The sequence below is a fragment of the Brevibacillus sp. FSL K6-2834 genome, assembly GCF_038592925.1.
GTDB lineage: Bacteria > Bacillota > Bacilli > Brevibacillales > Brevibacillaceae > Brevibacillus > Brevibacillus borstelensis.
In genome coordinates, this window is record NZ_CP151945.1 from 3,248,104 (window position 1) to 3,274,761 (window position 26,658).

Annotated in this window: 23 protein-coding genes and 2 pseudogenes; 6 read left to right on the forward strand and 19 right to left on the reverse strand. The window is 45.5% G+C overall.

What is annotated here, in order from left to right:
- Positions 1 to 4: 4 nt before the first annotated feature.
- From ltrA to NST96_RS16130, 7 genes are all read right to left on the reverse strand, one after another.
- Positions 5 to 1,270, reverse strand: coding sequence for a group II intron reverse transcriptase/maturase (ltrA, locus tag NST96_RS16100; RefSeq protein WP_024985202.1), 1,266 nt, complete (start codon positions 1,268 to 1,270; stop codon positions 5 to 7).
- Positions 1,271 to 1,885: 615 nt separating this feature from the next.
- Positions 1,886 to 2,788 (reverse strand): succinate--CoA ligase subunit alpha, encoded by a 903-nt coding sequence (gene sucD / locus NST96_RS16105; RefSeq protein ID WP_003385910.1) that lies wholly within the window; start codon positions 2,786 to 2,788, stop codon positions 1,886 to 1,888.
- Between the two features lie 84 nt (positions 2,789 to 2,872).
- The gene (sucC, locus tag NST96_RS16110) at positions 2,873 to 4,033 is read right to left on the reverse strand and encodes an ADP-forming succinate--CoA ligase subunit beta (protein ID WP_003385911.1); all 1,161 of its coding nucleotides are present in this window, start codon (positions 4,031 to 4,033) and stop codon (positions 2,873 to 2,875) included.
- Positions 4,034 to 4,223: 190 nt separating this feature from the next.
- On the reverse strand, positions 4,224 to 5,279 hold the full coding sequence (locus NST96_RS16115) for a hypothetical protein (protein ID WP_024983001.1): 1,056 nt from the start codon (positions 5,277 to 5,279) through the stop codon (positions 4,224 to 4,226).
- A 41-nt stretch (positions 5,280 to 5,320) separates the two neighbouring features.
- On the reverse strand, positions 5,321 to 6,214 hold the full coding sequence (locus NST96_RS16120) for an ATP-binding protein (RefSeq protein WP_024983000.1): 894 nt from the start codon (positions 6,212 to 6,214) through the stop codon (positions 5,321 to 5,323).
- Between the two features lie 163 nt (positions 6,215 to 6,377).
- Entirely contained in the window at positions 6,378 to 6,701 is a 324-nt protein-coding gene (locus NST96_RS16125; protein WP_003385914.1) for an SCP2 sterol-binding domain-containing protein, read from the reverse strand.
- Between the two features lie 199 nt (positions 6,702 to 6,900).
- Positions 6,901 to 7,215 (reverse strand): YbjQ family protein, encoded by a 315-nt coding sequence (locus tag NST96_RS16130; protein WP_003385915.1) that lies wholly within the window; start codon positions 7,213 to 7,215, stop codon positions 6,901 to 6,903.
- A gap of 367 nt (positions 7,216 to 7,582) precedes the next feature.
- Between NST96_RS16130 and NST96_RS16135 the strand changes: the two genes are divergently transcribed.
- The 3 genes from NST96_RS16135 to NST96_RS16145 all read left to right on the forward strand — a co-directional run bounded on the left by NST96_RS16135 (position 7,583) and on the right by NST96_RS16145 (position 11,515).
- Positions 7,583 to 7,759 carry a hypothetical protein gene (locus tag NST96_RS16135; protein ID WP_170208357.1) on the forward strand — a complete coding sequence of 59 codons (177 nt, stop codon included), beginning with the start codon at positions 7,583 to 7,585 and terminating at the stop codon, positions 7,757 to 7,759.
- 126 nt (positions 7,760 to 7,885) lie between these two features.
- Positions 7,886 to 10,090, forward strand: a complete 2,205-nt coding sequence (locus NST96_RS16140; RefSeq protein ID WP_340701339.1) for a YhgE/Pip domain-containing protein — start codon at positions 7,886 to 7,888, stop codon at positions 10,088 to 10,090.
- A gap of 45 nt (positions 10,091 to 10,135) precedes the next feature.
- Positions 10,136 to 11,515 carry a TrkH family potassium uptake protein gene (locus NST96_RS16145; RefSeq protein WP_051567323.1) on the forward strand — a complete coding sequence of 460 codons (1,380 nt, stop codon included), beginning with the start codon at positions 10,136 to 10,138 and terminating at the stop codon, positions 11,513 to 11,515.
- Positions 11,516 to 11,654: 139 nt separating this feature from the next.
- Here NST96_RS16145 and NST96_RS16150 read toward each other — a convergent pair whose 3' ends face one another.
- Positions 11,655 to 11,996 (reverse strand): hypothetical protein, encoded by a 342-nt coding sequence (locus tag NST96_RS16150; protein WP_003385919.1) that lies wholly within the window; start codon positions 11,994 to 11,996, stop codon positions 11,655 to 11,657.
- Positions 11,997 to 12,059: 63 nt separating this feature from the next.
- A pseudogene (locus tag NST96_RS16155) lies at positions 12,060 to 12,128 on the reverse strand (hypothetical protein); the annotation flags it as partial.
- Between the two features lie 59 nt (positions 12,129 to 12,187).
- On the opposite strand from NST96_RS16155, the gene NST96_RS16160 reads away from it, so the two are divergent.
- A complete protein-coding gene (locus NST96_RS16160) occupies positions 12,188 to 12,595 on the forward strand; it encodes a helix-turn-helix transcriptional regulator (protein WP_310764534.1) in 408 nt (135 codons plus the stop codon).
- Positions 12,596 to 12,679: 84 nt separating this feature from the next.
- Here NST96_RS16160 and NST96_RS16165 read toward each other — a convergent pair.
- A pseudogene (locus NST96_RS16165) lies at positions 12,680 to 13,209 on the reverse strand (SOS response-associated peptidase); the annotation flags it as partial.
- Between the two features lie 152 nt (positions 13,210 to 13,361).
- On the opposite strand from NST96_RS16165, the gene istA reads away from it, so the two are divergent.
- Both istA and istB read left to right on the forward strand, forming a co-directional pair.
- Positions 13,362 to 14,870 (forward strand): IS21 family transposase, encoded by a 1,509-nt coding sequence (gene istA, locus NST96_RS16170; protein ID WP_024985313.1) that lies wholly within the window; start codon positions 13,362 to 13,364, stop codon positions 14,868 to 14,870.
- Positions 14,870 to 15,592, forward strand: coding sequence for an IS21-like element helper ATPase IstB (gene istB, locus NST96_RS16175; RefSeq protein ID WP_342404177.1), 723 nt, complete (start codon positions 14,870 to 14,872; stop codon positions 15,590 to 15,592). The genes istA and istB overlap by 1 nt, the downstream gene beginning before the upstream one ends.
- Positions 15,593 to 15,641: 49 nt before the next feature.
- Here the strand turns inward: istB and NST96_RS16180 are convergent, their stop codons facing one another.
- From NST96_RS16180 to NST96_RS16220, 9 genes are all read right to left on the reverse strand, one after another.
- The gene (locus NST96_RS16180; RefSeq protein ID WP_342404178.1) at positions 15,642 to 15,809 is read right to left on the reverse strand and encodes a hypothetical protein; all 168 of its coding nucleotides are present in this window, start codon (positions 15,807 to 15,809) and stop codon (positions 15,642 to 15,644) included.
- Positions 15,810 to 15,971: 162 nt separating this feature from the next.
- On the reverse strand, positions 15,972 to 16,673 hold the full coding sequence (locus NST96_RS16185; RefSeq protein ID WP_327927516.1) for a 4'-phosphopantetheinyl transferase superfamily protein: 702 nt from the start codon (positions 16,671 to 16,673) through the stop codon (positions 15,972 to 15,974).
- Between the two features lie 103 nt (positions 16,674 to 16,776).
- Positions 16,777 to 17,496, reverse strand: a complete 720-nt coding sequence (locus NST96_RS16190) for a thioesterase domain-containing protein (RefSeq protein WP_327927517.1) — start codon at positions 17,494 to 17,496, stop codon at positions 16,777 to 16,779.
- A 104-nt stretch (positions 17,497 to 17,600) separates the two neighbouring features.
- Positions 17,601 to 18,734, reverse strand: a complete 1,134-nt coding sequence (locus NST96_RS16195) for an acyl-CoA dehydrogenase family protein (RefSeq protein WP_327970269.1) — start codon at positions 18,732 to 18,734, stop codon at positions 17,601 to 17,603.
- Between the two features lie 22 nt (positions 18,735 to 18,756).
- Positions 18,757 to 19,914 carry an acyl-CoA dehydrogenase family protein gene (locus NST96_RS16200; protein WP_327927459.1) on the reverse strand — a complete coding sequence of 386 codons (1,158 nt, stop codon included), beginning with the start codon at positions 19,912 to 19,914 and terminating at the stop codon, positions 18,757 to 18,759.
- A gap of 26 nt (positions 19,915 to 19,940) precedes the next feature.
- The gene (locus tag NST96_RS16205) at positions 19,941 to 20,741 is read right to left on the reverse strand and encodes an alpha/beta hydrolase (protein WP_327927457.1); all 801 of its coding nucleotides are present in this window, start codon (positions 20,739 to 20,741) and stop codon (positions 19,941 to 19,943) included.
- A 31-nt stretch (positions 20,742 to 20,772) separates the two neighbouring features.
- Positions 20,773 to 22,221: a condensation domain-containing protein gene (locus NST96_RS16210; RefSeq protein WP_342404179.1), complete on the reverse strand. Its 1,449-nt coding sequence runs from the start codon at positions 22,219 to 22,221 to the stop codon at positions 20,773 to 20,775.
- Positions 22,218 to 25,589 (reverse strand): amino acid adenylation domain-containing protein, encoded by a 3,372-nt coding sequence (locus tag NST96_RS16215; protein WP_342404180.1) that lies wholly within the window; start codon positions 25,587 to 25,589, stop codon positions 22,218 to 22,220. The genes NST96_RS16210 and NST96_RS16215 overlap by 4 nt, the downstream gene beginning before the upstream one ends.
- Positions 25,590 to 25,601: 12 nt before the next feature.
- Positions 25,602 to 26,645 (reverse strand): MupA/Atu3671 family FMN-dependent luciferase-like monooxygenase, encoded by a 1,044-nt coding sequence (locus NST96_RS16220; RefSeq protein ID WP_342404181.1) that lies wholly within the window; start codon positions 26,643 to 26,645, stop codon positions 25,602 to 25,604.
- Between the last annotated feature and the right edge of the window lie 13 nt (positions 26,646 to 26,658).

Sequence of the window (26,658 nt, forward strand, 5' to 3'; positions counted from 1 at the left end):
CGGTTCACCAAGCTTGACGAATTTGAGAATATCGTTGCACTAAGCTTTTCAGCCCTTGTTGTTGCCAGTAGGCAATGCCGAGGGCTTTGTGTATATGCGGAGATTTTGTGGTACGCCATGCACCCTTGCGGGTATTTGCAATTTCAATGGCTTTTACGTGAGATATGCCAAGAGAACGAAGTTCTCGATATCTGGTTCTCACGCGTTTCCACTGCATCCACAAACAAAGACGGAGCCTGCGCCTTGTCCATTCCTCAATGGATTGTAGAATGCCCTTCGCGTCTGCAAGGGCGAAATATCCAATCCAGCCCATGAGGTACTGATTTATTCTTTCAATCCGCTTCTCCATCGAGATGCTCCACACCGGATTCGTGATCGTGCGGATTTTCTCTTTTAGCTTGAGGAGGGATTTGGGGTGGATGCGAATCCTTGTCTGTTTTGCAAAGGTAAAACTAAAGCCCAAGAATTTTCGTTTCCATGGTCGGTCTATCGCGCTTTTCTCCTCATTTACTTTTAGCCTTAGTACCTTCTCCAAGTGGTTTTGAATACTCTTCTTTACTCGTTCCCCTGCCCGTTTTGTTTTCACGTAGATATTACAATCGTCTGCGTAGCGGCAGAAACGGTGGCCTCTCTTTTCGAGTTCCTTGTCCAAATCATCAAGTAGGATATTTGCCAAAAGTGGGCTTAACGGCCCACCTTGCGGTGTTCCTTCACTTGATGTTGTACAGACGCCATTTATCATGATCCCCGCATTCAAGTAGGAACGAATCAGTCTTAAAATTCTCTTGTCCTGAACTTTTCGAGCCACACGGCTCATTAGAATATCATGATTTACGCGATCAAAGAATTTCTCTAGATCGATGTCCACCACGAAACGATATCCTTCGGAGATATACGCTTGCGCTTTCCTTACTGCCATGTGAGCGCTACGTTTTGGACGGAACCCATAGCTAGATTCCGAGAAGGTGGGGTCGAAGATCGGCGTTAACACTTGGAGGATGGCCTGCTGAATAAAGCGGTCTACCACGGTGGGAATGCCTAATAACCTTACACCACCGTCAGGTTTCGGGATTTCGACTCTGCGAACAGGTGAAGGTCTATAGGTTCCCCTTTCCATCTTCTCGCGGATGGCTTGCCAGTGTTCACGTAGATAATCGCGTAGTTGTTCGGTTGAAACACCATCGACTCCACCGACACCTTTGTTTTCCTCCACTCGTTGGAGTGCCATCCGTAAGTTTTCCCGTGATAAGACTTTTTCCAGCAAATCCATAATGATGTTCCTTCCTTCGCACATGCGGACTCCGTGCTTGCTGTACGATACTCAGCCCTCTTTTGTACCCTCGGGGCTTCACCCCTGCTCTTCAAAAGTAGTTCCTTGACAGAATTCTGCTTCGACGTACCGTATCAAAAGACATGGATCGCATGCTGGCTTGATGTTCGGCCCTTCCCCATTCAAGCGTCCTCTACTCGGGTACTATGGCCTCTGCTGACTTCTGCATGTTCAGCGTCTCCTTACGGAGACGGTTACCAACAGTTGAAGGCGTTTCATGCAGACCTCCCCAGGTAAGAACGATAACTTTCATCCCATGTACCTGCCCAAGTTTACTACTGTATCCCTTGGCTGTATGGGGCTTTGTCTTGTTTGGCAGACTCGCCCGGATACAACAGCCTCAAATTGGGTTCGTGTACCTCAGGTCGGGATTTTGCCGCCGGCTTCCTTCAGATTCGACCTCGCGGTCGACACCCTTGCCTTGAGCTAACGGTTGGTACAGCCAACCCCCGTTCGGGACTTTCACCCTATAGCTATCGCCCATGCTGGGCGCACCAAAAAAAGAAAGGGCAGGCACAAGGCCTGTCCTTTCTATGGCTAAAGCAGGAATCCTGCTTAGTTGCTCATTACTTTTTCGAGAAGTCCGCGTTCTTTCAGTACTTCAACCAGCGTTTCGCCAATTACTGCAGGGGTTTTCGCTACGCGAACACCGCACTCTTCCAGTTTGGCAATTTTTTCAGCAGCTGTTCCTTTACCGCCGGAAATGATCGCACCAGCGTGGCCCATGCGCTTTCCTGGAGGCGCTGTTTGACCGCCAATGAAACCGATAACCGGTTTTTTCATGTTGGCTTTGATCCATTCTGCTGCTTCCTCTTCGGCTGTACCACCGATTTCACCGATCATGATTACTGCTTCGGTATCCGGATCTTCATTGAACATTTCCAGAACGTCAATGAACTCCATGCCTTTTACAGGGTCTCCACCGATACCTACAGCGGTAGATTGACCGATGCCGCGGGTAGAGGTTTGGTGGACCGCTTCATAAGTCAAGGTACCAGAACGGGAAACGATACCCACTTTACCTGGCTTATGGATGTAGCCTGGCATGATACCGATCTTGCACTCGCCCGGAGTGATAACGCCAGGGCAGTTTGGTCCGATCAGTTTTGTCTTTTTGCCTTCCATATAGCGTTTTACTTTCACCATGTCCAGAACAGGGATGCCTTCGGTGATGCAGATTACCAGATCAAGACCTGCATCTACAGACTCCATGATGGAGTCAGCAGCGAAAGCAGCCGGAACGTAAATCACAGAAACGGTCGCGCCTGTCTTTTCCACTGCTTCTTGCACAGTGTTGAATACAGGAATGCCATCGACTTCCATGCCGCCTTTGCCAGGGTTTACGCCGCCGACCATTTTTGTTCCGTACTCGACTGCACCTTGTGCATGGAAACGACCCGTTGCACCAGTAATATTTACGGTAATGACTTTCGTGTCTTTATTAACAAGAATACTCATCGCGTATATTTCCCACCTTTTTCATCACGTGTAGATACCGCTCGAAAATATGGCCTTTCGAACCTGTACGTCAGGGAATGTTTGTTATTTTACCAACGCTACGATCTTTTCAGCGCCATCTGCCATGGACTCGGCAGCCACGATGTTCAGACCGGATTCGTTAAGAATCTTTTTACCCAAATCGACGTTGGTACCTTCCAGACGCACAACCAACGGACGATCCAGTTTCACTTGTTTGGCAGCGGCCACGACACCATTTGCGATGACATCGCACTTCATGATACCGCCAAAAATGTTGACGAAGATCCCTTTTACTTTCGGGTCTTTCAAGATGATCTTGAATGCTTCCGTTACTTTTTCTTCCGTTGCGCCGCCGCCTACATCGAGGAAGTTGGCAGGGTCGCCACCGTAGAATTTCACGATATCCATGGTTGCCATGGCAAGACCCGCACCATTTACCATGCAGCCGATGTTTCCATCGAGTGCGATGTAGGACAGGTCGTATTTGGAAGCTTCGATTTCTTTCTCATCTTCTTCGTCCAGATCGCGCAGCTCTTGGATGTCAGGGTGGCGGAACAGAGCGTTGCTGTCGAAGTTCAGCTTGGCATCCAGTGCCATAACTTCGCCGTCGCCGGTAACAACAAGCGGGTTGATTTCAGCGATGGAGCAATCTTTGTCAACAAATGCTTGATACAAGCTCATCATGAACTTGACAGCCTTGTTAACGAGTTCATTTGGAATGTTGATGGCATAAGCCAGTTTGCGTGCTTGGAAAGCAGTCAGACCAGTTACCGGATCGATTACTTCTTTGATGATTTTCTCAGGGGAGCGCTCTGCAACCTCTTCGATTTCAGTACCGCCCTCTTCGGATGCCATCATAACGACACGACCCGTTGCACGGTCAACTACCACACCCACGTAGTATTCTTTCTTGATGTCGCAGCCTTGTTCGATCAAGAGGCGTTTTACTTCTTTTCCTTCTGGACCGGTTTGGTGAGTCACCAGAACTTTGCCGAGGATCTCTTGGGCGTATGTACGAACCTCGTCGAGGTTTTTCGCAACTTTCACGCCGCCAGCCTTACCACGGCCACCTGCATGGATTTGCGCTTTCACCACAACAACCGCTGTGCCCAGCTCTTTTGCCGCTTCAACCGCTTCATCGACAGTGAAAGCAACTTTTCCCTCAGGAACTTTTACACCGTACTGCTTAAGTATCTGTTTGCCTTGATACTCATGAATGTTCATTCTCCATCCTCCTATGGCAGATAAAGATCGGCAGTCCAACCGTGCCAAACGCTTTTTGCGCATGATAAAAACTGCCACTATCAGTGCAACATGACTATTCTACGACAAAATTCGCAAAAGTGGTAGTGTCATGATCGGTTTCTTCTCTTTTATCCTGACCATATGAGGTGAACTTCATGAAATTCGGCTCTTACTTTTTTGCTCCGAGGAGCCGGATCATTTCTTCATCAAGCTTGTTTTGGGAGTACCATTTCCCTTCGTAACGGAAATAGTCGTCAAAAAAATGTATGGTATGATTTTTCTCTCCTACCAAAAACGTTAACTGAAACCTTTCTTTCCCTACATTTTGAGGTACTTTTGTCAGGGCGACGCTGTTTTTTAACAGGCGGATACATTGATGAGCCATTCCTTGCTCAACTGTAGTCTCTGTCGGCTTTTTTTCCAACGCTGGCACTTTCTCGTCCCCAGTGGCGATCAAGCGTATCGAAGTGGCTTGATAAAGCTGCTGAAAAGAATCATCGGTCGTTTTCCGGGGAGGCATCCATTGGGTCAGCTTGGAAAACAGCGAACCTTGAATCCGGTAATATTGGGTCTCCCGTCCGAACGGAATGGCAATCATCGTTGGTGTAAGCAAAGTCGCGTCCAGCATTCTCTCCCCGGAGTCTACCCTCAGTTGATAGTACGGATGTAGCGGATACTGCCGTTTTTCCTTCTCTATGAGTGGTTCTGCCGCTAAAAACGTCTGCTGGACCATTTCTGTCTGTCCATTATCCAAGGACATTGTTTGGTTCAGATCGACAGCAGAAAGCACTGCATTCTTGTATGTGCCCGACAGCAAGCCGACTCCAGCCTGACGGTAAATCCATTGGTACAGCTTCACGGCACCCTGTCCCCGGTATGTATTTTCTCCATATTGACTGGCCTGCTCTCCCACTTCGACAACCAACGGAGCCTGCTTTGACCGGTACAAAACAAGGGTATATCTGATTTCATCGCGGGTCAGTACTTGATCAGACTTGTGCAGGTCTCCTCCCTGCTCAGGCAATTCCTTGAGAAACTTTTGCAATTCCAGCGGAACTTCTACACCATCCGTAGACAGTACGGTAACCTTTTCAACCGACCCAAGTTCGTTATCCATCTGTTTTTTCATGTCAGCTGGTTGTCCATTCGTGTTTTCTGCGCACCCAGCCAAGAGTAACCCGGCCATTAGTACCGGGAACAGATACGTACGCAAATTCCCCTTCATGCAGGTACCTCCCCATCGTGTTCGCTTTTCTGTCAACACACTCACAGAAGCCCCAATCGACGGCTGATTTCGCTGCCCAATTTACGCTTCACGTAGATTTCCCCAATCTGGTGTGGATCTTTGACTGCGACAGAGCGATTGTTCGTTCGGATGGCTACGAATTTTTCGTTGTTCTTATCCAAGCCGCATACCAATTCTGAGCCCACTTCCACGAAAATGGCGACCACATATTTGTCCTGCACTTTTCTTACTGTAATCTTGGGAAACGGAGTCAAAAACGGAACCGTCTTGTCCTGGATGTACTGTGTAATGGCCAGAACGTACTTGTCTGGGTCCCCATATTGTTCCACTTCATGGTTTACTCCGATGATTTCCCCCTCATCGGATATGCCCAAAAACAGATTGCCGTTATTGGAATTGGCAAAGGCTACTACCGTTTTAATAATGCCGCTTTTGGAAAGGAGAAAATCCCGCTTAAACTCAATCATGTCATTTTCGCCGAGCTGTGTAGCAACGACAGGGTCATCCACCCGTCCCAAATAGCGAAAACGGCTTATCGCGCCCAAGCGGTATACGTACTCCTCAAAAATATCGGCCGGCAGTGAAATATCGGTTAGAATCATATCTGCATTTTGCCAGAGCTTGTAGGTTTGCGGCGAGAAACACATGTCAAATAAAACGGAGCTTCCCAGAGAACGAATGTTCATCCCGATGGCTGCCGGCTGGGCTTCCAGCGGTTGATAAAGGACGCTGCTCTCCACTTCCAGTACCCCGTTGTACAAGAGATAATCGAAGTAATGGCGAGGCAGTGTGACAGCATTCTTCAGCAGCTCTCTGGATGTCGGCGGTCGTTTCGTGACGTGATAAAAGTCAAAGTGAACGCTTTTTTCATCCGTTTCCTTGATGATCGCTAAAAATGTACACGTATGGCGCATAATTCCCTCTTTTGGCTCCTGGTTCATTTGTCTTATTCTATATCAGCCCTTCAGCGATTGACCAGTATTTTTCTGTCAATTGCGGAAATGAATCCGGTTTTCCAGAAATTTGACTTGGATGTTTTCCCGTTTTCAAGGTGTTTGATTGCCTATTTTTTTGAGGTTATTGATACTTTTGCAGGATCGACTGCAGCTTGAGAGACAACCCCAAATCACCCTTCACTTTTAGCTTTCCCATCATGAAGGCCATCGTTGGATTTAATTCCCCCCGGACCAGCTTGATGAAATTTGAATCAGACATCTCCAATATGCAAGCGGCTTCGTCCGGACCACCTTCGACCACACTTACGGCGTTCTCGCTAAAGGTTATCTGGAAAAGACCGCTGTCCTTGAGCTGAAAATGGAAGACTGCCCGCAGTCCTTCCAAACCGGCCGGATTCGCGTTTATTTTGTCTGCTAATGCCGCCATTGTCTCTTGTACTGTCATACGGATCACTCCTCAATTCTCTTTTTCAGTTTTTGGTCCATTCTGTCCAAATATTCCTTCTATTCATTAGCATAGTCCGATTCAATGTGCAGAGTAAAGCAAAAAAGAAGCCGGACCTTCCTGCTGTCCGGCTTCCTCTTCTTTTTGGGGGTTACTGCTGGCGTTTATGATGCGTCGATTCCTGCACTGAGAGTAAGGCTTATCTGACTCTGACCGCTGTTCCGGTGGCGATTACCATCATCATGCCTTCTCTGAGGGTTTCGAAGTCGAGATCGACACCGATGACAGCATTCGCGCCGAGTGCACGTGCCCTGTCTTTCATTTCACGCAGTGCCATCTCTCTTCCTTCTGCAAGCTTGCTTTCATATGCCCCGCTTCGGCCGCCAATAATATCCGTAATCCCTGCCAAGAAGTCACGGACAACATTGGCGCCTAAAATAATTTCCCCACTGACTATATCGAGATACTCCTCGATTTCTTTCCCTTGCAATGTACTCGTTGTTGTAACGATCATCCTCGCACCCTCCCGCTTGTTTAAACTAAGTCGTCTTTCTACTACTACGTTATGATGTCACTCCAAGTTTCACATGTCGCTGTTTTACATACTGTCGCTTCACTCGTTCACGTTTCACATGTTGCGGTGCCTAATCCTTCGTTTATTAACGTTTGTTTTGCTGGTGCTCCCTGGATGTGGGCTCGGTCTGCGGAGCCACTTCGGCTGCCTTGCCCTTGCTGCTCTGCTTATGCAAATCGATGTTTTTGTTCTTGGACATGCAATCCTCCTGCTACAGTGTTTTTCTACAGTATGCCCGGAGCATCTCCTCATATTATCAGAGGACACGGTGCATTCTATTGGAAATGGAAACGACAGGAGGCCAAAGATGAAAGAGCCTTTTTGGACAAAGCGGCATGATTACGCGGATGACGCAGATGGCTTGCAGCAATTGGTCGAGGTCATCAACGCCAAGGGAGACACCGGCGAGCTTAACGAGATTCTGTCGGAAGATGAATCCATCGGAAGTCAATCCGATGCCGAATCAGATCGGCTCAAGCCCTGACATTCAAAAAAAGAGTATCCTTCATGAAGAGGGGCACTCTTTTTTGGTTTTCCCTCACCTGTTTTGGTGATACATTATTCGTATTGTATTTGTAATTGCGAAGGAATTGATGCGGAGGATTTGGACATGAATGGAATTCGGCTTGCTTTACAGGACATTAAAGAGATGTGGTCCTCACACCTACTGAGAAGGTCCGTACTTGGCTTGATGATTCTGCCCTTGTTGTACAGTTTTCTCTATCTCTGGGCTTTTTGGAATCCGACCGAGCTTGTCAACAAGCTTCCCTTGGCCGTCGTCAATCTGGATCAAGGGATGGTCCAAGGCGCCAAAAAGGTTACCCTCGGACAAGATTTGACGAATAAACTGATTGCCGATGAGAAAACCAATTGGCAGGAAGTTTCCTTGGCCGAAGGTGAGGAAGGGATCAACAAGCTTGACTATTTTATCTTGTTGGTGATCCCTGAGGATTTTACTGCAAAAGCGTATAGTGCAGGTACTTCTGCTCCAGAACAGACCCAGCTTCAGTACCGCATTAACGAAGGTGCAAACATGCTGGGAGCAAAAATTTCCAGAACCATCGCAGAAACTGTAGAAAAACAGCTCCAGCATGAGCTGACCACACGATATCTTCAAGTGGTATTTGACAACTTGATGGAAGGCGGAGAAGGCCTCCAAAAAGCGGCTGATGGATCGGCTGCACTTGCCGCTGGAACCGACCAGGCCCTAAACGGGGCAAATGCGTTGGCAGCCGGATTAAAGGAAACTCATTCAGGGATGGCAAAATTGTCCTCTGGACTTGCTGATTTGTCGACAGGTGCCAATCAACTGGAAAACGGAATCATACGGTTGGACACAGTGGCCGGACTGTCATCTGCCGCAATCGGAAAAACAGCGGAGCGCTTGCAGTCCCTTGTCTCGTCATCTGAAAAACTGTCAAGTGATTTGGATGTGATTTCTGAAGGAGCACAAGCGTCAATCCGCGAGCTGCGCAACGGTCGCCAGGCGATAGCAGCTGTCGCTGAATCTATCAATACCAGCGCTCAATCTGCAGCCAAATTGCGCGATGATGCACTGGCTCCAGTCAATACTGCACTGGATAAGCAGCAGGCAGCTATGGACGAACTCAATCATTCTCTTGTCAGCTTATTCGATTCGCATCCCGAGCTGAAGAATTCTGAAGCGGGAAAAAGGGCCTTGAATGCGCTGGAAAATGTCTCACGCTACCGACAAACCGTACGGGATGATATGGAGCAGGCTAAGAATTCGGTCGACCAGCTTAGAGCCGATATGGCTAGTGCCCATTCCAGACTGAATGAGGCTGACCAGAGTATTCAAAAACAAACCGATCAATTACAGGCGGCGCTGAACCGTATTCATAGCGGCATAAACGGCCTTACGAGCAAACTGAGAAACGATGCCGCCCTCGCTTCACTGCCAGAGCAACTGCGAAGCTTGTCTGAAAATATCCACAAGCTGCAGGAGGGCAGTACGGCCCTGGTAAATGGTTTACAGACCTTTGGCCAAGGCTTCTCCCGTTTGCAGGAGGGGAATTCCAGACTCATGGATGGAGCCGACAAACTAAGCAGCGGTCTGGGAGAAATCTCCCGCGGGCAGCATGAGCTGACCCAAAAGCTCCAAGAAGCAGCAGGCATGGCCAAGCAGGACGGGAAGGCCGATCAGCGAGTTCAGGTTATTGCCGACCCAGTCGTCGCTGTTGAGCAAAATCTGCATCCCGTGCCGAATAACGGCACCGGCTTTGCTCCATACTTCCTCGCGCTCTCGCTCTGGGTAGGCTCATTGGTATTGTTCTTTGTGATCGATATCAAGAAGGTATATGCGATGCCGAAACGACCGCTTTCTTATATCACAAACAAATATTTTGCTTTGGCTTCGGTCAGCATCCTGCAGGCGATCATTTCGGTGTTCATCCTGCATGCCGGACTGGGTGTCCATACGGAGCTCCCCCCTCTCCTGCTTTACGGTTTTGCTATTCTGATCGGACTGTGCTTTACTGCCATTTTGTTTATGCTGTTGTCTGTACTCGGCAATGATGTGGGAAGATTTGCTGCTGTTCTCGTATTAATGCTGCAGCTCACCTCTAGCAGCGGGTCCTATCCGGTCGAACTGGAGCCTGGCCTCTTTTCCTTTATCCAGCCGTTTTTGCCGATGACCTATGCAGTGGAGGGACTGCGCCAACTCATCTCTGTCGGCAACACGGGAATTCTGCAGATCGACGCCCTGGCTCTCTTCTTGTTTGGACTGGGAGCATTGGTTCTGCTTTACGTCACCAAACGCCGCAGTATTTTTGAGGAGATCAGCCAATCTGTTTAGCTTTGCAAGTTGTCTGTGATTCCGGTATGATTACCGGTATGAATCATGGTCAGGAGGCAGTTTTTTTTGACACTCACCTATAACAAAAAAAGATTTAGTTCCGTTCAAATCATCGTATTTTTGTACTTATGCAGTGTGCTGGTAGCTTCTATTTTGCTATGGCTGCCGTTTTTCCACCTTCCAGGTGTGAGGCTCTCCTTCATCGATGCCATGTTTACTGCAGCCAGCGCCATTAGCGTAACCGGACTGAACGTAATTACGATTCATGAGGTCTTTAATCAAAAGGGGATTATTCTGCTTACGCTGCTCTTTCAAGTTGGCGGAATCGGGATTATGACATTGGGAACCTTTTTTTGGATGATGCTGGGGCAACGAATTGGCTTGGAGTACCGCAAGTGGATCGCAACCGACCACAATCGCCCAACCTTGGCCGGCCTGGTTGAATTGATGCGCAACATCATCGTACTCGCCGTAGTAATCGAGCTTGTAGGGACCATTTTGCTCGGCAGCTATTTCCTGATCGCAGGCTATCACCAAGATTGGTACGAGGCTTACTACTACGGATTTTTTGCCGCCGTCAGCGCTTTTACCAATGCAGGTTTTGACATCTACGGAAACTCCCTGCAGGACTTTTCCCACGACTATATCCTGCAATCCATCACAATGGGCCTGATCATCTGTGGTGCTGTTGGCTTTCCCGTTCTGATCGAGCTGAGAAACTACTTTGCCCATCGACGAGTAGGGCAACGATTTGCCTTTTCTCTATTTACAAAAATTACGACTGTTACTTTTTTTTCTTTGATTGTTGTTGGGACATTGCTCTTTTTCCTGTTTGAAAAGGACTTCTTCTTGCAAGGAAAGAGCTGGCATGAATCACTGTTTTACTCCTTGTTTCAGTCGGTGACAACGAGAAGTGCCGGGCTATCCACAATGGATAGCAGCCTCCTTTCCACCCCTACGATAGTAGTCCTGGCTGGCCTGATGTTTATCGGGGCTTCTCCAAGCAGTGTAGGGGGCGGGATTCGGACGACCACCTTCTTTGTTCTCGTCGCTACAGTGGTCGCATATATGAGAGGCCATAAAGACGTAAAGGTCTTCCGCCGGGAACTGGTCGAAGAAGACATCATTCGTTCGTTCATCGTCTTCTTCGTTGCCGTCATACTTGTCATCGCAGCGGTTGTGTCGCTGATGTGGATTGAGCAGCTCCCGCTTCCGCAGGTTCTGTTTGAGGTGTGTTCCGCCTTTGGAACGACAGGACTGTCTATGGGAATCACCCCCGAGCTGAGCGGTGCCGGAAAAATGATATTGATTGTCATGATGGTCATCGGCCGGATCGGGATCATCAACCTGTTGCTCTTCCTCAAAAAAGACGATCGCATTATTACGTATCACTATCCAAAGGAACGCATTATCATCGGCCAGTAAATATTGGGGCCGGACGAGAATGCAGCTTTTTGTACGAGTTTGCAGTCCGTTTCTTTCCCTCGACCCTCTTCATCTGAAGAGGGTTATTTTTATATCGCAGGAGAAATCAATGATGCTTTCCCATCCGCAAAACTCTCGTTCAAACAGCGATATTGCGATCTAGCGCCCTGTAGCGGATTGCTTCCGCCACGTGCGCGGACCCAATATCTACCGCTCCCGCCAAATCCGCTATTGTCCGGGCCAGTTTTACGATCCTGTCGTAGGCTCGGGCGCTCAGCCCCAGCGTGTCGAAAGCCATCTGGAGCAGCTCCTGTCCCTCCTTGTCCAGTTTGCAGTAACGACGCAGTTCTTCTCCATTCATTGCGCTATTGAACGGTGCTGCAGGGCGATTTGCAAACCTCTTGCTCTGGATCGCTCTGGCTGCTTCTACTCGAAGGCGAATTTCAGCGGAGCTTTCAGCTGCGTTCCTTTCGTTCAGCAACTGTACCGGGACTCTTGGCACTTCTAGGTGAAGATCGATACGATCGAGCAAAGGGCCGGAGAGCTTGGCGCGATATCTGTAAATTTGCTGCGGTGTGCACGTGCATTCACGCTGGTCTTTTGAGCCGTAGAAGCCGCACGGACAAGCGTGAAGATAACAACCTAGAAATTTCGATTCACAAGGAAACGTCGATGTCTCCTACATTGCCGGAAGATGATACCCCTGGAGGGCGCATCAGACGTGCACGTTTAGAGAAAAACATGTTGCTTGTCGATCTTGCTGCTGCAACCGGTCTTAGTGTCGTGTCTCTTCGTCTGGCCGAACAGAACAAGACAACAGTAAGCCCGCCTAACCTCAGAAAGTTGTCTGAGGCATTGGGGGTGTCAATCGCTTACCTCGGTTGTTTCGAAAACCTTCCGGAACATACACTAGGCCAGCGGATCAAAAAGGCTCGTCTGTATCATGGATATAACAAAAGAGAATTTGGAGAAATTCTTGGATTGAGCCCGCGGATGATATTAGGATGGGAAAAAGACGAGTACCAGCCTTCCGAAAAATATATGGAGCATCTTGATACTTTCCTAGCTGTTTTGCATTAACATGAAAGCCCTCCTCGGTCGAGAAGAGCTTGATTCATTACTCGCACGCGATTCAATCTTAGACGAATAGACAGGAGGTTGTGGCTACTGCCAAGCAATCTCCTCAATGCATTCAGGGAAATCATTTTTCGGGTTTCCAACAATCGTTGATACTGGATACACTCGCATCTGTCCGGGGTCAAATGGAACGAGCAGCAACTGTAACAAGTCGGGATCAAATTTCTCCCGGTCGAGCCATAGGTCTTCATCCTCCCGCCGTAGAATCACCGGCATCCGGTCGTGGATGTCAGCGACGACCTCATTGGGCCGGGTGGTAATGATCGTGCAGGTGTGAAGCTTCCGGCCATCGGGGGCCATCCAGGTGTCAAACAGGCAGCGAAGGCAAAGGGTTCTCCGTCCCGCATCGAAATCCTCATCGGCTGTTTCCCTCTGTCCATCTGCTTCCACTCGTAGAAGCCGTCGGCCGGGATCATGCAGCGTTTACGTTCAAACAGTCGACGAAATGCTGGCTTCTCCTGCAGCTTTTCGGCGCGGGCGTTGATCATCTTGTAGCCGATCTTCTCGTCCTGTGCCCATGATGGAACCAAGCCCCAGCGCAATTGGCCGATTCTGCGGTGTTTATGGCAGACTAAAAATGTAGGTTATGGCAGTTAATTTATGCAGACCCGTAGGGGCTGCATAAATTAAAAAACCACTTGCCAACATCCCCTTATCAAAATACACTCCTGTTGGGCATTACAGACGACGGGAGGTATAAAGTTAGGAGATGTTAGCAGTGGCAGAAATTAATTATATCAGGCATGAGGCAAACAAAAAAGGGCGAGCTTATAGCAAGATTGCCAAACAAATGAATCGTGATTCAAGGACGGTTCAGAAGTATGCAGAAATGGATGATTTCAATCTACAAGAAAAGCCCAAGCAAATTCGAAAAGCTAGAGTCATGGAGCCCGTTAAACCTATTCTTGATCAATGGATCAAAGAGGACTTGAACAAGAAAAAGAAGTTCCGAAGAACAGCACAACGCTTGTTCACGCAATTAGTGGAGGAATACCAATTTACAGGATCATCTCGCTCTGTCAGACAATATGTTTCCCAACGTAAGCACCAGTTAGCGGAGACAAGTGATGCTGCGGCATTGCCATTGGAAACGAGACCTGGATCAGCTCAAGTTGATTTTGGAGAAGCACCATTCAAATATCAGGGAGAAAGTGTTACCTTGCCATTCCTCGTTCTCTCGTTTCCTTATAGCAACACGTTCTACTTTCAAGTTTTCCAGTCTCAGAATCGAGAATGCTTTCTGGAGGGATTAAAGCGTATCTTTCACTATATAGGTGGAGTTCCAAAGGTCATTCGATTTGATAATTTATCACCAGCGGTGAAAAAGATCATGCCAAATGGTCAGCGTGAACTGACGGAGGAATTTCAAAACTTCGTTTTTCATTATGACTTTGAATACGAGTTTTGCAATCCCGGTAGTGGCAATGAAAAAGGGCACGTAGAGGCGATGGTCAAGTACGTTCGCAACAACTTCCTGCTTCCTGAGTTGCAGATACACAATCTTGATCAGCTAAACGAAACCCTTTGGAAAAAAGCCGAGAAAGATCGGGAGAGACCTCATTATGTGAAAGAAACCATGCTTTCCGAACTATATTTGGCAGACAAGGAACACCTTCTTCAATTACCTGCCAAAGAGTTTGATTGTATCCGATATGAACGAGTAAAAGCGGATAAATACGGATATATCCGAGTCGAAAATAAACTCTACTCAACGTCTCCCCGTTTTGCCAAATGTATGGTTTTGGCAAAGATCTCATTTGACCGAGTCGATATTTTAACTGAAGAATATGAGCTGATCGTACAGCATCCCAGGCTGTATGGCAAAGAGCCAAAATCAGTGATTTGGCAGCCATATTTGATATTGATGGCAAAACGGCCAACTGCTATTAAATACACAAGTTTTTATGAACAATTGCCAATCGAATGGCAAGTCTATCTCTCGAATTGCACGGTCCCAGAGAAGCAAGAAGCTCTCCAGCTACTATCCGTCATTTTAAAAAACGATGATATGAAAATACCCACGCAAGCTTTGCAGCTTGCCTCTGAGAATGGTCACCCAGCCGTTGATTCTATTAAGCAGATCTATTATCAACTCATGAATGGCCGTGGACAAAGGGATACCATCCAACCGAAAGGTTTTGTTCCTGCCGTTCCAACAGCCACTAGAGGATTAGCCCATTACAATGAATTTTTTAAGGGAACGGGAGGTCATCACTAGTGGATGCATTGATAAAAGAATATTCAAAGCGTCTCAAGTTGAGTTGGGTTCGGCAACATTTCCATGAGGTTGAAGCTACTACAAATGAAGAGTACTTACTCAAAATACTAGAAAACGAGATACAACAACGAGAAGTACGGAAAATCAATCTGCTCTTTAAACAATCTTCCTTGCCAAGAATAACAGGAAAGCCATTTGAATGGGGTCATATTCAGATGGGACAAGGTCTCACGCAGGATCATATCCTTCATGGTGGATTTATAGAGGAGAAAGAAAATCTGATCTTTTATGGCGGTGTGGGAACGGGGAAAACGTACTTATCCACTCTGATTGGCTTAAATGCCATTCAGCAGCAAGGGAAAAAGATAAAGTTCTTTACTGTCGCTGGATTAGTCAATCGGCTGCTAGAAGCTCACGAGACTGGCTCGTTGAGCCGATTCTTTAACCATATTGAGAAGCTAGATCTGTTAATACTCGACGAACTGGGGTATATTCCTCTGCATAAACAAGGTGCAGAACTGCTATTTCAGATTATCTCCATGTGCTACGAAAGAAAAAGTATTATTATCACGACCAATCTACAGTTTGGCCAATGGAATCATATATTTGGTGATCCAATTTTAACAGAGGCAGTTATTGATCGCTTGATTCATCACTCTCATTTGATCGTCTTCAATGGCGAAAGCCATCGATACAAAGAATCGCTATTACACGGTAAATAATTTAGGGGTTGGCAAGTGGTACATTTTTAATTGCCATTTGCTACATTTCTTACTTGCCAAAAACAATTCTGCGGTGCCCGCAGTCAGCAAGAATGGCCGGGATCGGCTGGCCAAGGGCGATATTGAACCACGGCTTCAGATCAAACGGGAACTCCTGTAGTTGAAATCGGCTCATCGGTTTTTCCGGGGCGGTGACCAACGTAAAACGTCCGCACATGGGCAGTCCCCTCCAGCCACCATCATACCTAAGTAGGCAAAAAAATAGTCCCCCCCGCCGAGCATTCCCCCTTTCTCTGTGAAGGTGTATTCAGTATCAATTGTGTTCACGTAAACTGTAAAAAGTGAAAAAAGCAAAGGGAGAACCCCTTTCTCCCTTTGCTTAAACATTGTTAAATTTACGGTAAAGTGTAGAATCTTCACAAATGTTAATGGTATCTGGAAATGCGTCTGTCGTGGAACAAGCTGAAAGTTTATATGCCGGGTCAATTTCGTACTGTCGAAAGAAAAAAGATTGGAGACAATGGTTCTGATGGATCGTAAACCGTCCTTCCTCTCCCTCTCGACTGATAACAAACGAGTCAAACGCAACGGACAAGCCTCTACCAATAGCTTTGACATAACTTTCTTTTAATGTCCACTGTTCGTAAAAGTATTCCAGTCTTTCCTTTTCCCTTTTTTTCATTAAGCATATGTAATCATCGAGAGAAAAGAAGTTCTTTGCAAGCTCCATCTCCATTGGGAGGATTTCTTCGATATCTATACCCACCAACTGTCGGTTTCCAACTATCGCAACGACCCATTTTCCTGAGTGTGAAACATTGAATGCAAAATCACGATCCCATTCCAAGAACGGTTTACCATACGAATTGTAAATAAACGTAATTTCCTTATTTGGTATTCCGTATTTGTCCGAAATGATAGATCGGATTAAAAGGTCGGCAAAAAGCGTTCGTAGGGAATCTTCTATTCTTAAAAATCGCTTTATTCGTTCCCGTTTCTCCATTGAAACACACGACAAGAGCCTCAAAAACAGTTTAGTATCCACCTCGTTTGGAACTTGTAAAGCATAGATTTCCATCATGTGTGATTTAACCTCTCTTGAGACATCTAAACCAAAAGTCAAATCGACGTATACTCTTTTCAAGTATTCAACAATGAAAATGAGTAGAACCTTTTGGTTTTGCTTACTTCCAATCCCTTTGTTTGTGTAAAACATTTTTGATAACTTGTATCACTTCCCTTTTAAAGGGTTGGATAAAAAAGTGCCCGCCGTCAAATTCAAAAAAACGGCATTGCTTTGTCGTATGAATCTTCCACTCCTCAATATCACCTACCTGCATATCATCTCGATTACCGTAGATTACGGAAATATCATAGTTTAACGGAATTTTTTTATTAAACTTGTACGTTTCAACTAATTTGTAGTCAGCTTTAATTATCGGAATAAAAATTTCCATCAGAGCATCATTTTCCAAACATTCCTTAGGGGTTCCCCCTAAATCTTCCAAAAACATAAGGAATTCATCGTCCGGAAGCAAATATTTGTAATCCAGTGTGTCCATTTTCTTATGAGGAGCAGATATGCCCGAAAAAAAGACGTGCAAAGGATCATCCATTCCGATCTCTTTAAGCTTATAGCATATTTCGAAGACGATTAGCCCCCCCATACTGTGTCCAAACAAGGCATAGTCGTCACCGGGAACTAAACATGATTGAATTTGTTTTAATACGTCATCAACTGCTTCTTCCAATGTATTGTATAATGGGTTATTAAACCGTTTGCCTCTTCCTGCTAACTCGATGGGGATGAGTTCAATTTCATTATCAAAATATTTTTTCCACTCCTGAAACACTACGCTTGACCCACCTGCATATGGAATTGTAAATAGTTTTATCTGTTTCATGGTACCCCCTTCAAACTGCACCTTTCCCTTGATTTATTGAAGCAAGAGAAGCTTATGCTATGTTAAAACTTCTCTTGCTTTCTCACTTAACATTTCACCCGTTATCAATATGCCGGGGTAAAGTATTCCAAAAATTGTATTTGATTGGATTCCTTAAATTTATTGATTCTTAATGTTCCAGCCTCATGCCATAAATCTAATGGTATTCCCAAACGAACAGCTTCTATCGCTGCAATCTTGTAATAATTTTGAATGGGGGCATCTAATGTTAATCCAAATGATCCGTGTAAATGTACACCCTCTCTTGTCGTCTCTAAAGCCAATTCGCTTATCATGGCCAAGGCTTCTGTAGCATGTTGTAAAGAAGAAACTCGTTCGTCTTCAAGCCAAGCTGCGTATTGAATTTTCAGTTTTGCTGCTTCTAATCGTCCATGTAAGGAAGCCAACCGAAACCCCACACTTTGATTTTCAATTACACTTTGACCAAACTGCTTCCTCGATGAAGTATATTTAACTGTTTCCCGAAGGGCACCCTCGGTAATCCCGGAAAGGTACGAGGCTTGACGGATTTTGAACCGAGCCATCACACGATTATGAATTTCTTGGTTAGCGTTTTGGTTATAAACAACAATATTTGAATCACTAAAATTTAAGTCCTCACAAATGACTTCGTATATACTATTACCTGTAATGCTTTTGTAAGGAACAAATTTGATTTCTTCCCCAACAGGGATAATTACCAGCATATTAGCACCTTCATACTCAAGTGGAAGGATCAGTTCCTGGATCATTTTTTTGCAAGTTGTTGTGAAACCAAGCGATCCGTTGATTGTCCAACCACCAGCCGACCTCATCAGACAACTGGAACCAACGCTATTAATTCTTCCTAGCCTTTCAACTGTACCAATTAATAATTTCCCGTGGGCAATTTTCCTAAGCTTCTCCCAATGAAAATCTTTTTGTTTCCCATCGTGGGATAGGGATATACTATCTACAGCAATCATCGTATCTATAAATAAATGGTTAAATAGGACCTTACCCAGCTCTTCGCATACCATTACGTTGACAAGCATGCCCAAATCATATCCATCTGCCGAAACCGGAACACTGTAAGCCGGTATTCCCAGATCAACCAGTTCAGACCAAACCTGTTCAAATGATACGTTGGCAGAGCGCTTCAAAGTATTGGAGATTTTCATTTGTAACTCCTGTAAAATCGGATCTGCTTCCAATCTCATTATTTTACCTCCAATATTAATGTTATTTATTGGGTGTCAATTTTATTTTTGTAAGTGTTTCAAGCATCATTTCCGAAGTTCCTGCCGATATGGTTAAACCTGGTGCCTCTCTGTAAGCAGCTTCAAGGCTGCCATAAACTTCAGGATAACCATGACTGTCCCCCAAACAGGCACCTATTCCTCTTACCTCCAAGCCCTTCCAGATAATTTCACACGCAAGTTCACTGCAATACCACTTGGAGATAGCCGCAAGAGATTCATCGACATGTCCTCTATCTTCCATTTGTTCTATTGATTTGTATGTAAGAAAACGAGCCGCATCCAATTTACTCCCAAGCTTCGCCAATTCAATTAATACGCTATCGCTTCTCACAAGTCCATTTTGATAAGCATTTTGCAAAATCATATGGTACCATCGTTCTGCTCGGATATAGTAGTCGAGCCCGGTCCGCTCGATCGCCAGCATTTTATTAATGACGGGCCAACCGTTGTCAACTTCGCCAATAATCATTTCAGGACTGACACGAACTCCATTCAGTGTCACCTTATAAAAGGATTCGTCAGCCAAGCTGTCTATTTTCGTGAGGCTAACGCCTTCGCTTTTGAGTGGAACCATAAAGAGGGTAATTCCGTCATATTTAGTTCCTCTCGTGGTGGTCCTCGCCGCGCACAGGCCATAATCACACAAATGCGTCTTCATATTATAAACTTTCTCGCCATAAATCCTGTAATAGCCATCTTGATCAAGTTCGGCCCTTGTTTTCAGTCCGCCTAAATCAGACCCAGCCGACGGTTCCGTGTAAAGAACACAAGCATATGCTTCCCCTTTTGCCATAGGTGGCAACAGTAATTGTTTTTGTTTCTCGGTTGCTACTTTTAAAAGTAACATTCCCACAATTTGAATTGAGATGACATGGAGCGACTCAGGAATCCCATTGCGAGACATTTCTTCAGCAACAATAGCTGACTCCACCATGGTTTTCCCTTGTCCGCCATACTCGATGGGCCAATTAACGGCGAGGAACCCTTGTTCCCCCATTATCCTGTAAAGCTTGCGGGGATCTACTTCCTCTCCCGTTTCTTTAATTTCTTTCAAAACTTGCTGGACCTCATCTGACTGGAAAAAATTTTTTATTACACCTCGAAAACGCTCCTGTTCTTCTGCAAATGCAAAATTCACAGTTTTTCCACCTTCCTGATCCCAGATTATAGTGAACGCAACAAGTCTCGTATCTCTTGATTAAATCTCTCTGTATTTTCCCAAAAAGGTGCGTGACCAACTTGAGGGAATAGTGATAGTTTGGCATCAGGATATCGTTTTTTTCCCAGTTCAGCGGTTTTAGGAAGAGACAATTTATCCTCCAAACCGTGAGTAATAACAACCGGTTTGGTTATCTTGACCAATTCAGGATTTTCAAGTGGTTTCCTTGAAAGGATGGCTTTGCGAACATGCGGAGGAACCAACGATTGAAATCCCTGAAACAAAAAATACTCCTCCGGTTGCATCGGTTCATGGATCATCGCATCAAGCAACATTGTATTCGCTTGGATGATCTCCTCTGCATCTTCTGACATCATTTTGGAATGGATCTTTGTCCAAGTCTCACCTACTACATCTTTTCCTGGAACGGATGCTACAAAATGAAATCCTCTTATCTCCTCTTCTCCATACTTTTGTAAATAATCCCCGATGATTCGAGTCCCGTACGACCATCCACATAAGACTGGATGATCCAATTGCAAAACTTGAATGATGGATCTCACATCATCTGCCCATACATCCGTGCTATCGTACATGTTTCTAGGCTTGTCTGAGAAACCATGTCCACGTAGATCGTATGAAACCAAGCGAAAATCATGTAACAGATCCGAATGAAACTGTTTTCTCCAAGCCAGATGGCTTTGGCAGAATCCATGAATGAATAATATAGGGATTCCGTTTCGGTTGCCGGCCTCCACAACGTGAAGTGCGGTTCCATCATGGCTTTTAACTCGATATGTTTGCATGATCAATCACCTAAAAGATTAACTATCCGACTCAGAGATCTTCCGTTATTTGTTTAAGCTGTGCGATAAATTGATGAGAAAATTGCGATACTGTGTCAAAATCTAGAACGGTCTGGTTGAACTCGAAAAGTCCAACCAATCCATATTCTCTTTCACTCATAACCAAACTGAGATCCAATTTTGCGTTATTGGGCATACTGTAAAATTCCAATATAGGTCGAATATGTAAGTCATCTTTATCACGGATTGTTGTTATATCGATACCGATTAAATCTTCATTACCACCGCTAGGTGCATTTTGCAATGCGAACAAGAAAGGAAATAGAGGTGGACAATTCGGTGAGACAGATAGCCCCAACGAATCAATTAATTGTTCAATCGGTAGTTCTTGGTGTGCAAAAGCTTCGGCTGATACTTGGCGAACTATATCAAGCAAGTCATGGAAACTGACCGATCCCTTCCAATTTAACCGCAAAACGGAGATATTGGCGAACATGCCAATCAAATCCTCAATCTCTTTGCGAGTACGGCCAGCGACAGGTGTTCCTATTACAATGTCTGTTTTCCCGGTAAATTTGCTCAGTACGGCAGCAAAGGCTGTTAACAGCGTCATGTACAGGGTAACCTTTTCCCGCCCGCTGAAAATCTTCACCTTCTCTAACAACATTTTTTTAATTGTGAACGGAACTCGACCATACCGAAATTCGCCTTTTCTTGGACGGTTAAAAGGCGATGTGATTTTTGGTTCGGTCAGTAAATCATGAAATATATTTCTCCAATATGCTCGTTCCTTTTCAAATTTTTGTTGTTTTTCCCATGCGGCATAATCGGCGTACTGCAACGGCGGAAGCGATGGAGAATACTCTGTCCCCATGCTGTAAGCGTTATAGAAAGCCGCCAATTCGCGGAAAAATATTCCCATAGACCATCCATCAAAAACAATATGATGGAAGTTTAGCAAAAGAATGTTATCTTGTTCTCCAAGTTGAATGATCTTAACCCGAATTGGTAACATCCTGGATAAATCAAATGGTGATTTTGCTTCCTTAATCCTCTCCTGGTTAACAATTTCCTCCTGTTTTTCAGTTGACATCTCCCGCAAATCTACCAAAGACGCCTGAAACTCATCGGCTCCGAGAATGACTTGATAAAGCTGACCCTCTTCCAAATGAAACGTCGTCCTCAACGATTCATGCCTCTGGACTATCATTTCAATACTTTTAATAAGAGCTGGAACATTTAGCCTTCCTTTCAAGCGATACGCAAACGGTATGTTTCCGACGGTTTGATTTGGGTCCTCATGATGGAGTTTCCATACACGAATTTGTGCCGCAGTTGCCACCTCTTGATTCTTTGGTTCGGTACGAGCACGAATAGAGGTTATAGATCCCAAGGAAGTTCCTTGGGATGCGAGTAGTATCTCCAGCAATTTTTTTTTCCGATCCGACAAAGCATGAATCCGGGAGTCGAGTTCAATCAATTGAGAACACCTCCAGTTTCCTGCAATTTTTGAATATAGAGCTCCGCATCCTCTTCGGAAAGAGCTTCGATTTGATCCAGCGTTTCCATTATCTTCATGCGGGCTGCCGTTTGCTGTTCTTGGTATTTCATTACCAAGTTGGCCACATTCGCTATAGTCGGAGACTGGAAGAATTCTACCAAACTAATATCTACTCCAAAAATTTCTCGGATCCGTGACACCACTTGAATCGCCTGCAGGGAGTTCCCACCCAAATCAAAGAAGTTGCCATGAATGTTTACCTGATTAATTCCAAGTAATACTTGGAAAACATCCTTTGCAACACGTTCTTCTATTTCGTTGGTTGGCAATTGGATGTCGTCTTGTGTTAGGGGTACCATATCATCCGGGGAAGGCAATGCTCGCCTATCGATCTTGCCGTTAGACGTTAACGGAATTGACGGAATTGTCATAATTCGAGATGGTACCATATATGTCGGCAGTCGTTCCAATAGGTATTCGCGAATCTTTGGCAACTCAGGTGTTCTCCCATCCTTCATCACGATATAGGCAACCAACTGCCGGCCACGTTGTTTGTCATCATGCACTTCAATAACGGCTTGCAAAATATCAGGGTGCTCCACCAATACAGATTCAATTTCTCCCAACTCCACACGGAACCCACGAATCTTGATTTGGCGATCCGTTCTTCCTAGAAACTCCAACTGACCTTCTATATTCCATCTTACAAGGTCCCCGGTTTTATAGAGACGGGATTCCGGTTCATCGCTGAATGGGTTTCGGATAAACACTTCTTCCGTTAAGTCTGGTCGATTTACGTAACCCCGTGCCAACCCTACCCCGGTGATATACAATTCTCCAGCGACTCCTACTGGTACTGGTTTCAAACTATTGTTCAGAACAAAAACCTGATGATTGGCCAATGGTCTGCCAATTGGCGGTGAGGTTTCCCATTTTCCCTGGCAATCCATGAGGACTACCGCAACAGTTGTTTCTGTCGGGCCGTATCCATTCATAAAACGGCGTGTCGGTGTGGCCCATTCATTCACAAGGTCACCAGAGAATGCTTCACCACCAACTGATACAAGCCGAATTGTCTGTAGCTTGTCCGGATCTAACATAGGCAATAAGGCAGGAGGCAACTCCGCGACCGTAACGCCTTTAGCATTCATCATAGCCTTCAAATGATCCGGCGATTTTTTCTCAAGATCGTTGGCGATACAAAGTTCAGCTCCAGTCAACAGTGCGGTGAAAATATCAAATACTGATACATCAAATCCGATGGAAGCGAATTGAAGGATACGGTCCTGAGAAGTGATCCCATAGGCTTCCGATATGGCAAGGATAAAGTTAATCACGGAGCGATGCTCAATCATGACCCCCTTAGGTTTTCCCGTACTGCCGGAAGTATAAATGATATAGGCAAGGGAAGTCGGATCAACTGTTTCAGGAAGATCTGCCGAGGGCTGATTTGAAAATTCTTCGGATTCGTTCTGAACTATAACCAGATGGCAGGATGGGAACCGTTCCCTAAGATGATCCTGGGTTATCACAAACTTGGCTCCTGCATCCGACAAGATAAAGTTAATCCGCTCCTGTGGATAGGTCGGCTCCATTGGAATATAAGTTCCACCTACTTTTAACGTAGCAAGGATAGCCACAACCATTTCAATTGAACGTTCTACGCAGATACCAACCCTATCTTGCGGCATTACTCCTTTATTAATGAGATAATGAGCTAACTTGTTGACACGGACTTTTAAATCCTTATAGGAAATCCGCGTGTCCTCAAAACTGATCGCTGTATTATAGGGGGTTTTTCTCACCTGATCCTCAAACGCTTTATGTAACGTGATTTGTGGGATAGGACGCTCCGGTCCTTTTCCCCATTCTTCCATAAGCAGCTTCAAATCAACTTGACTCAGAGGCGAAATCTCTGAAATACGTTGCTCCGGTTGATCGACGACGCGTTCCAAAACCCGCTCTAGCCCGATCATCAAACGCTGGATCGTTATTTCTTTAAACAACTTGGTGTTATACTCTACGATAAACACAAGATTGTTGGGATTTTCTTGAACGATAAAACTCAAATCAAAGCGAGAACCACTATCATGGATTAATTTGTGACTTAAAACGAGTCCATCTTCCTTTTTATCAGTTTTGCTCTCTAAAGATTGAAGAGTAAATTCGATCTGAAACAACGGATGACGGCTCGAGTCCCGAACCGGATTTACAGTTTCCACCACTTTTTCGAATGGCAGATCCTGATGAGTAAAGGCTTCTAACGCGGTCTCACGGACACGGTTCAATAACTCGATAAACGTAATATCTCCATTAAGGTTGGTACGCAAAACTAGCATGTTGACAAAGAACCCGATTAACTTTTCCAAATCAGGATGAGGGCGATTTTCTCCAGGTGTACCTACGACGATATCATCACTGCCAGTATAATGATGTAACAAAACCTTAAAGGCAGCGAGCAGTGTCATATACAGCGTTGTTCCTTGTCTACGGGACAATTCTTTGATTCGTGGAAGCAAATCGCTGTTGACCGGATGATAAACACGTGCTCCTTCGTAGCTGACTTGCTTCGGACGTGGATAGTCAGTAGGTATTTCGGTGACTTCCAATCCTTTTAACTGCTCTTTCCAAAAATCTTTGAGGGATTGGAGCCGTTTTCCCTGCAACACTTCCTTCTGCCATATCGCGAAGTCTGCATATTGGATCGCCAAATCTTCCAAAGGTGATGGCTCTCCCTTTAGAAAAGCATCATACAAAGCTAAAAGTTCTCTCTTAAAAACGTCAAGGGAACCGGGATCCCACACAATGTGATGGGCAACCCAAAGCAAAGCATACTCATTCTCCTGCAAATGGAACAGGAGATAGCGGAAAACCGGACCGTTCTCCAAATCAAACGGTTTGGCAGACTCCTCTTTGGAGATCCGTTCCAATTCCTGTTCCCTTCTCTCTGCAGGTACACCTCGTAGATCCATGACCGGCAGATTCACTATAATATGGGGAACAATCTCTTGATTGACCAGTCCATTTACGTTTTTAAAACGAGTTCTCAAGGATTCATGCCGTTGCACGATTTCTTGCAGGGCTCGATTCAGAACTTGGACGTTCAAAGCTTGGTTGATAAAAAAGATTGAAGCAACGTTGTTACGTGCTCGCCCCCCAGAGGAAAATTGGTCAATAAACCACAACTGCTCCTGTTGATAGGAGGCAACGACGTAGTCCCCCCGTTCGCGTCTTACCAATTCTGGTTTTTGCAAATGATTTTTCTCCACGTCAGATCGCAAATGTTTCAGCAAATGTGCTCGTTTTTCCTTCGGCAAACGTTTTAGACGATTGAGCAAATCACTCATAAAGATTTCCTCCTATACCCAAGTAACTTCAGTCTCTTTTGCAAAGTTTTCTATGACCTGATTCAGAAGAGGCAAGCTTTCAAGCACCTCATCCACCTCTATCCCAAAATCAACCAAACACGCAATTTCTGTTACTCCTATTTCCTTAAACCGCTCTACGATCTTAACACATGAGCTAGGGGTACCAACTAATCCGTTCGTTTGAAACAGCCGGTCGACAGCATGTGAAATTAGGCTTTCTTTTTCGTCCTCCGATAAGGTCTCTTCTTCAGCGTGCTTTCTTTGTAACTCAAGGTTGTGTAATAAATAGCTTCCATAAGCTTTTTTGACTTTTTCGCGTACCGTCTGCTCATCTTTACCCACAAAGGTATGCATCATTAACGCCACTTGCCCTGTTACGGGATCATGACCTCCACGAATCATCGCCCGACGATACAGACGAATTTTTCTGGCTAAATCCTCCACTCGTTTCCCACTAAAGTTGGTAAGGACATTTGCTCCCATTTCGCCACACTTTACAAATGTCTCGTCGGACTGACATGTAATCCAAACCGGTAACGTTTTTTGCAACGGTCTTGGATAAACGTAAATGGGAACTTCTTTTCCTTCTCCATTGATACGGTAAACCGGTTGCCCTCCCCAAAGTTCCTTTACGATTTCAATTTTTTCGAACATTTGCTGTCTGCGATTTTCATATTCGGCTGGATTTAAGACAAAGTCATTGACATGCCATCCCGATGCAAATGCAACCTCGACCCTTCCGCCTGACAGATTATCGACGACAGCCCACTCCTCCGCGACACGTAATGGGTCCTGCAGAGGTAGAACAATGCTACCCGCTCGAATTTTAATTCTTTCTGTAATCATAGCCAAAGCCGCACTAGTCACGGATGGATTGGGGTATAGGCCCCCGAAAGCGTCGAAATGACGCTCGGGGGTCCAAATAGCCGTCAATGCATGCTGATCTGCAAAGCGTGCACACTCTTTCATCATAGTGTACTTGTCCTTACTGTCCGTCGTACCATCTGCTGAGAAGAAAAACATGCTAAATTTCATCGCTGTAAGTCCT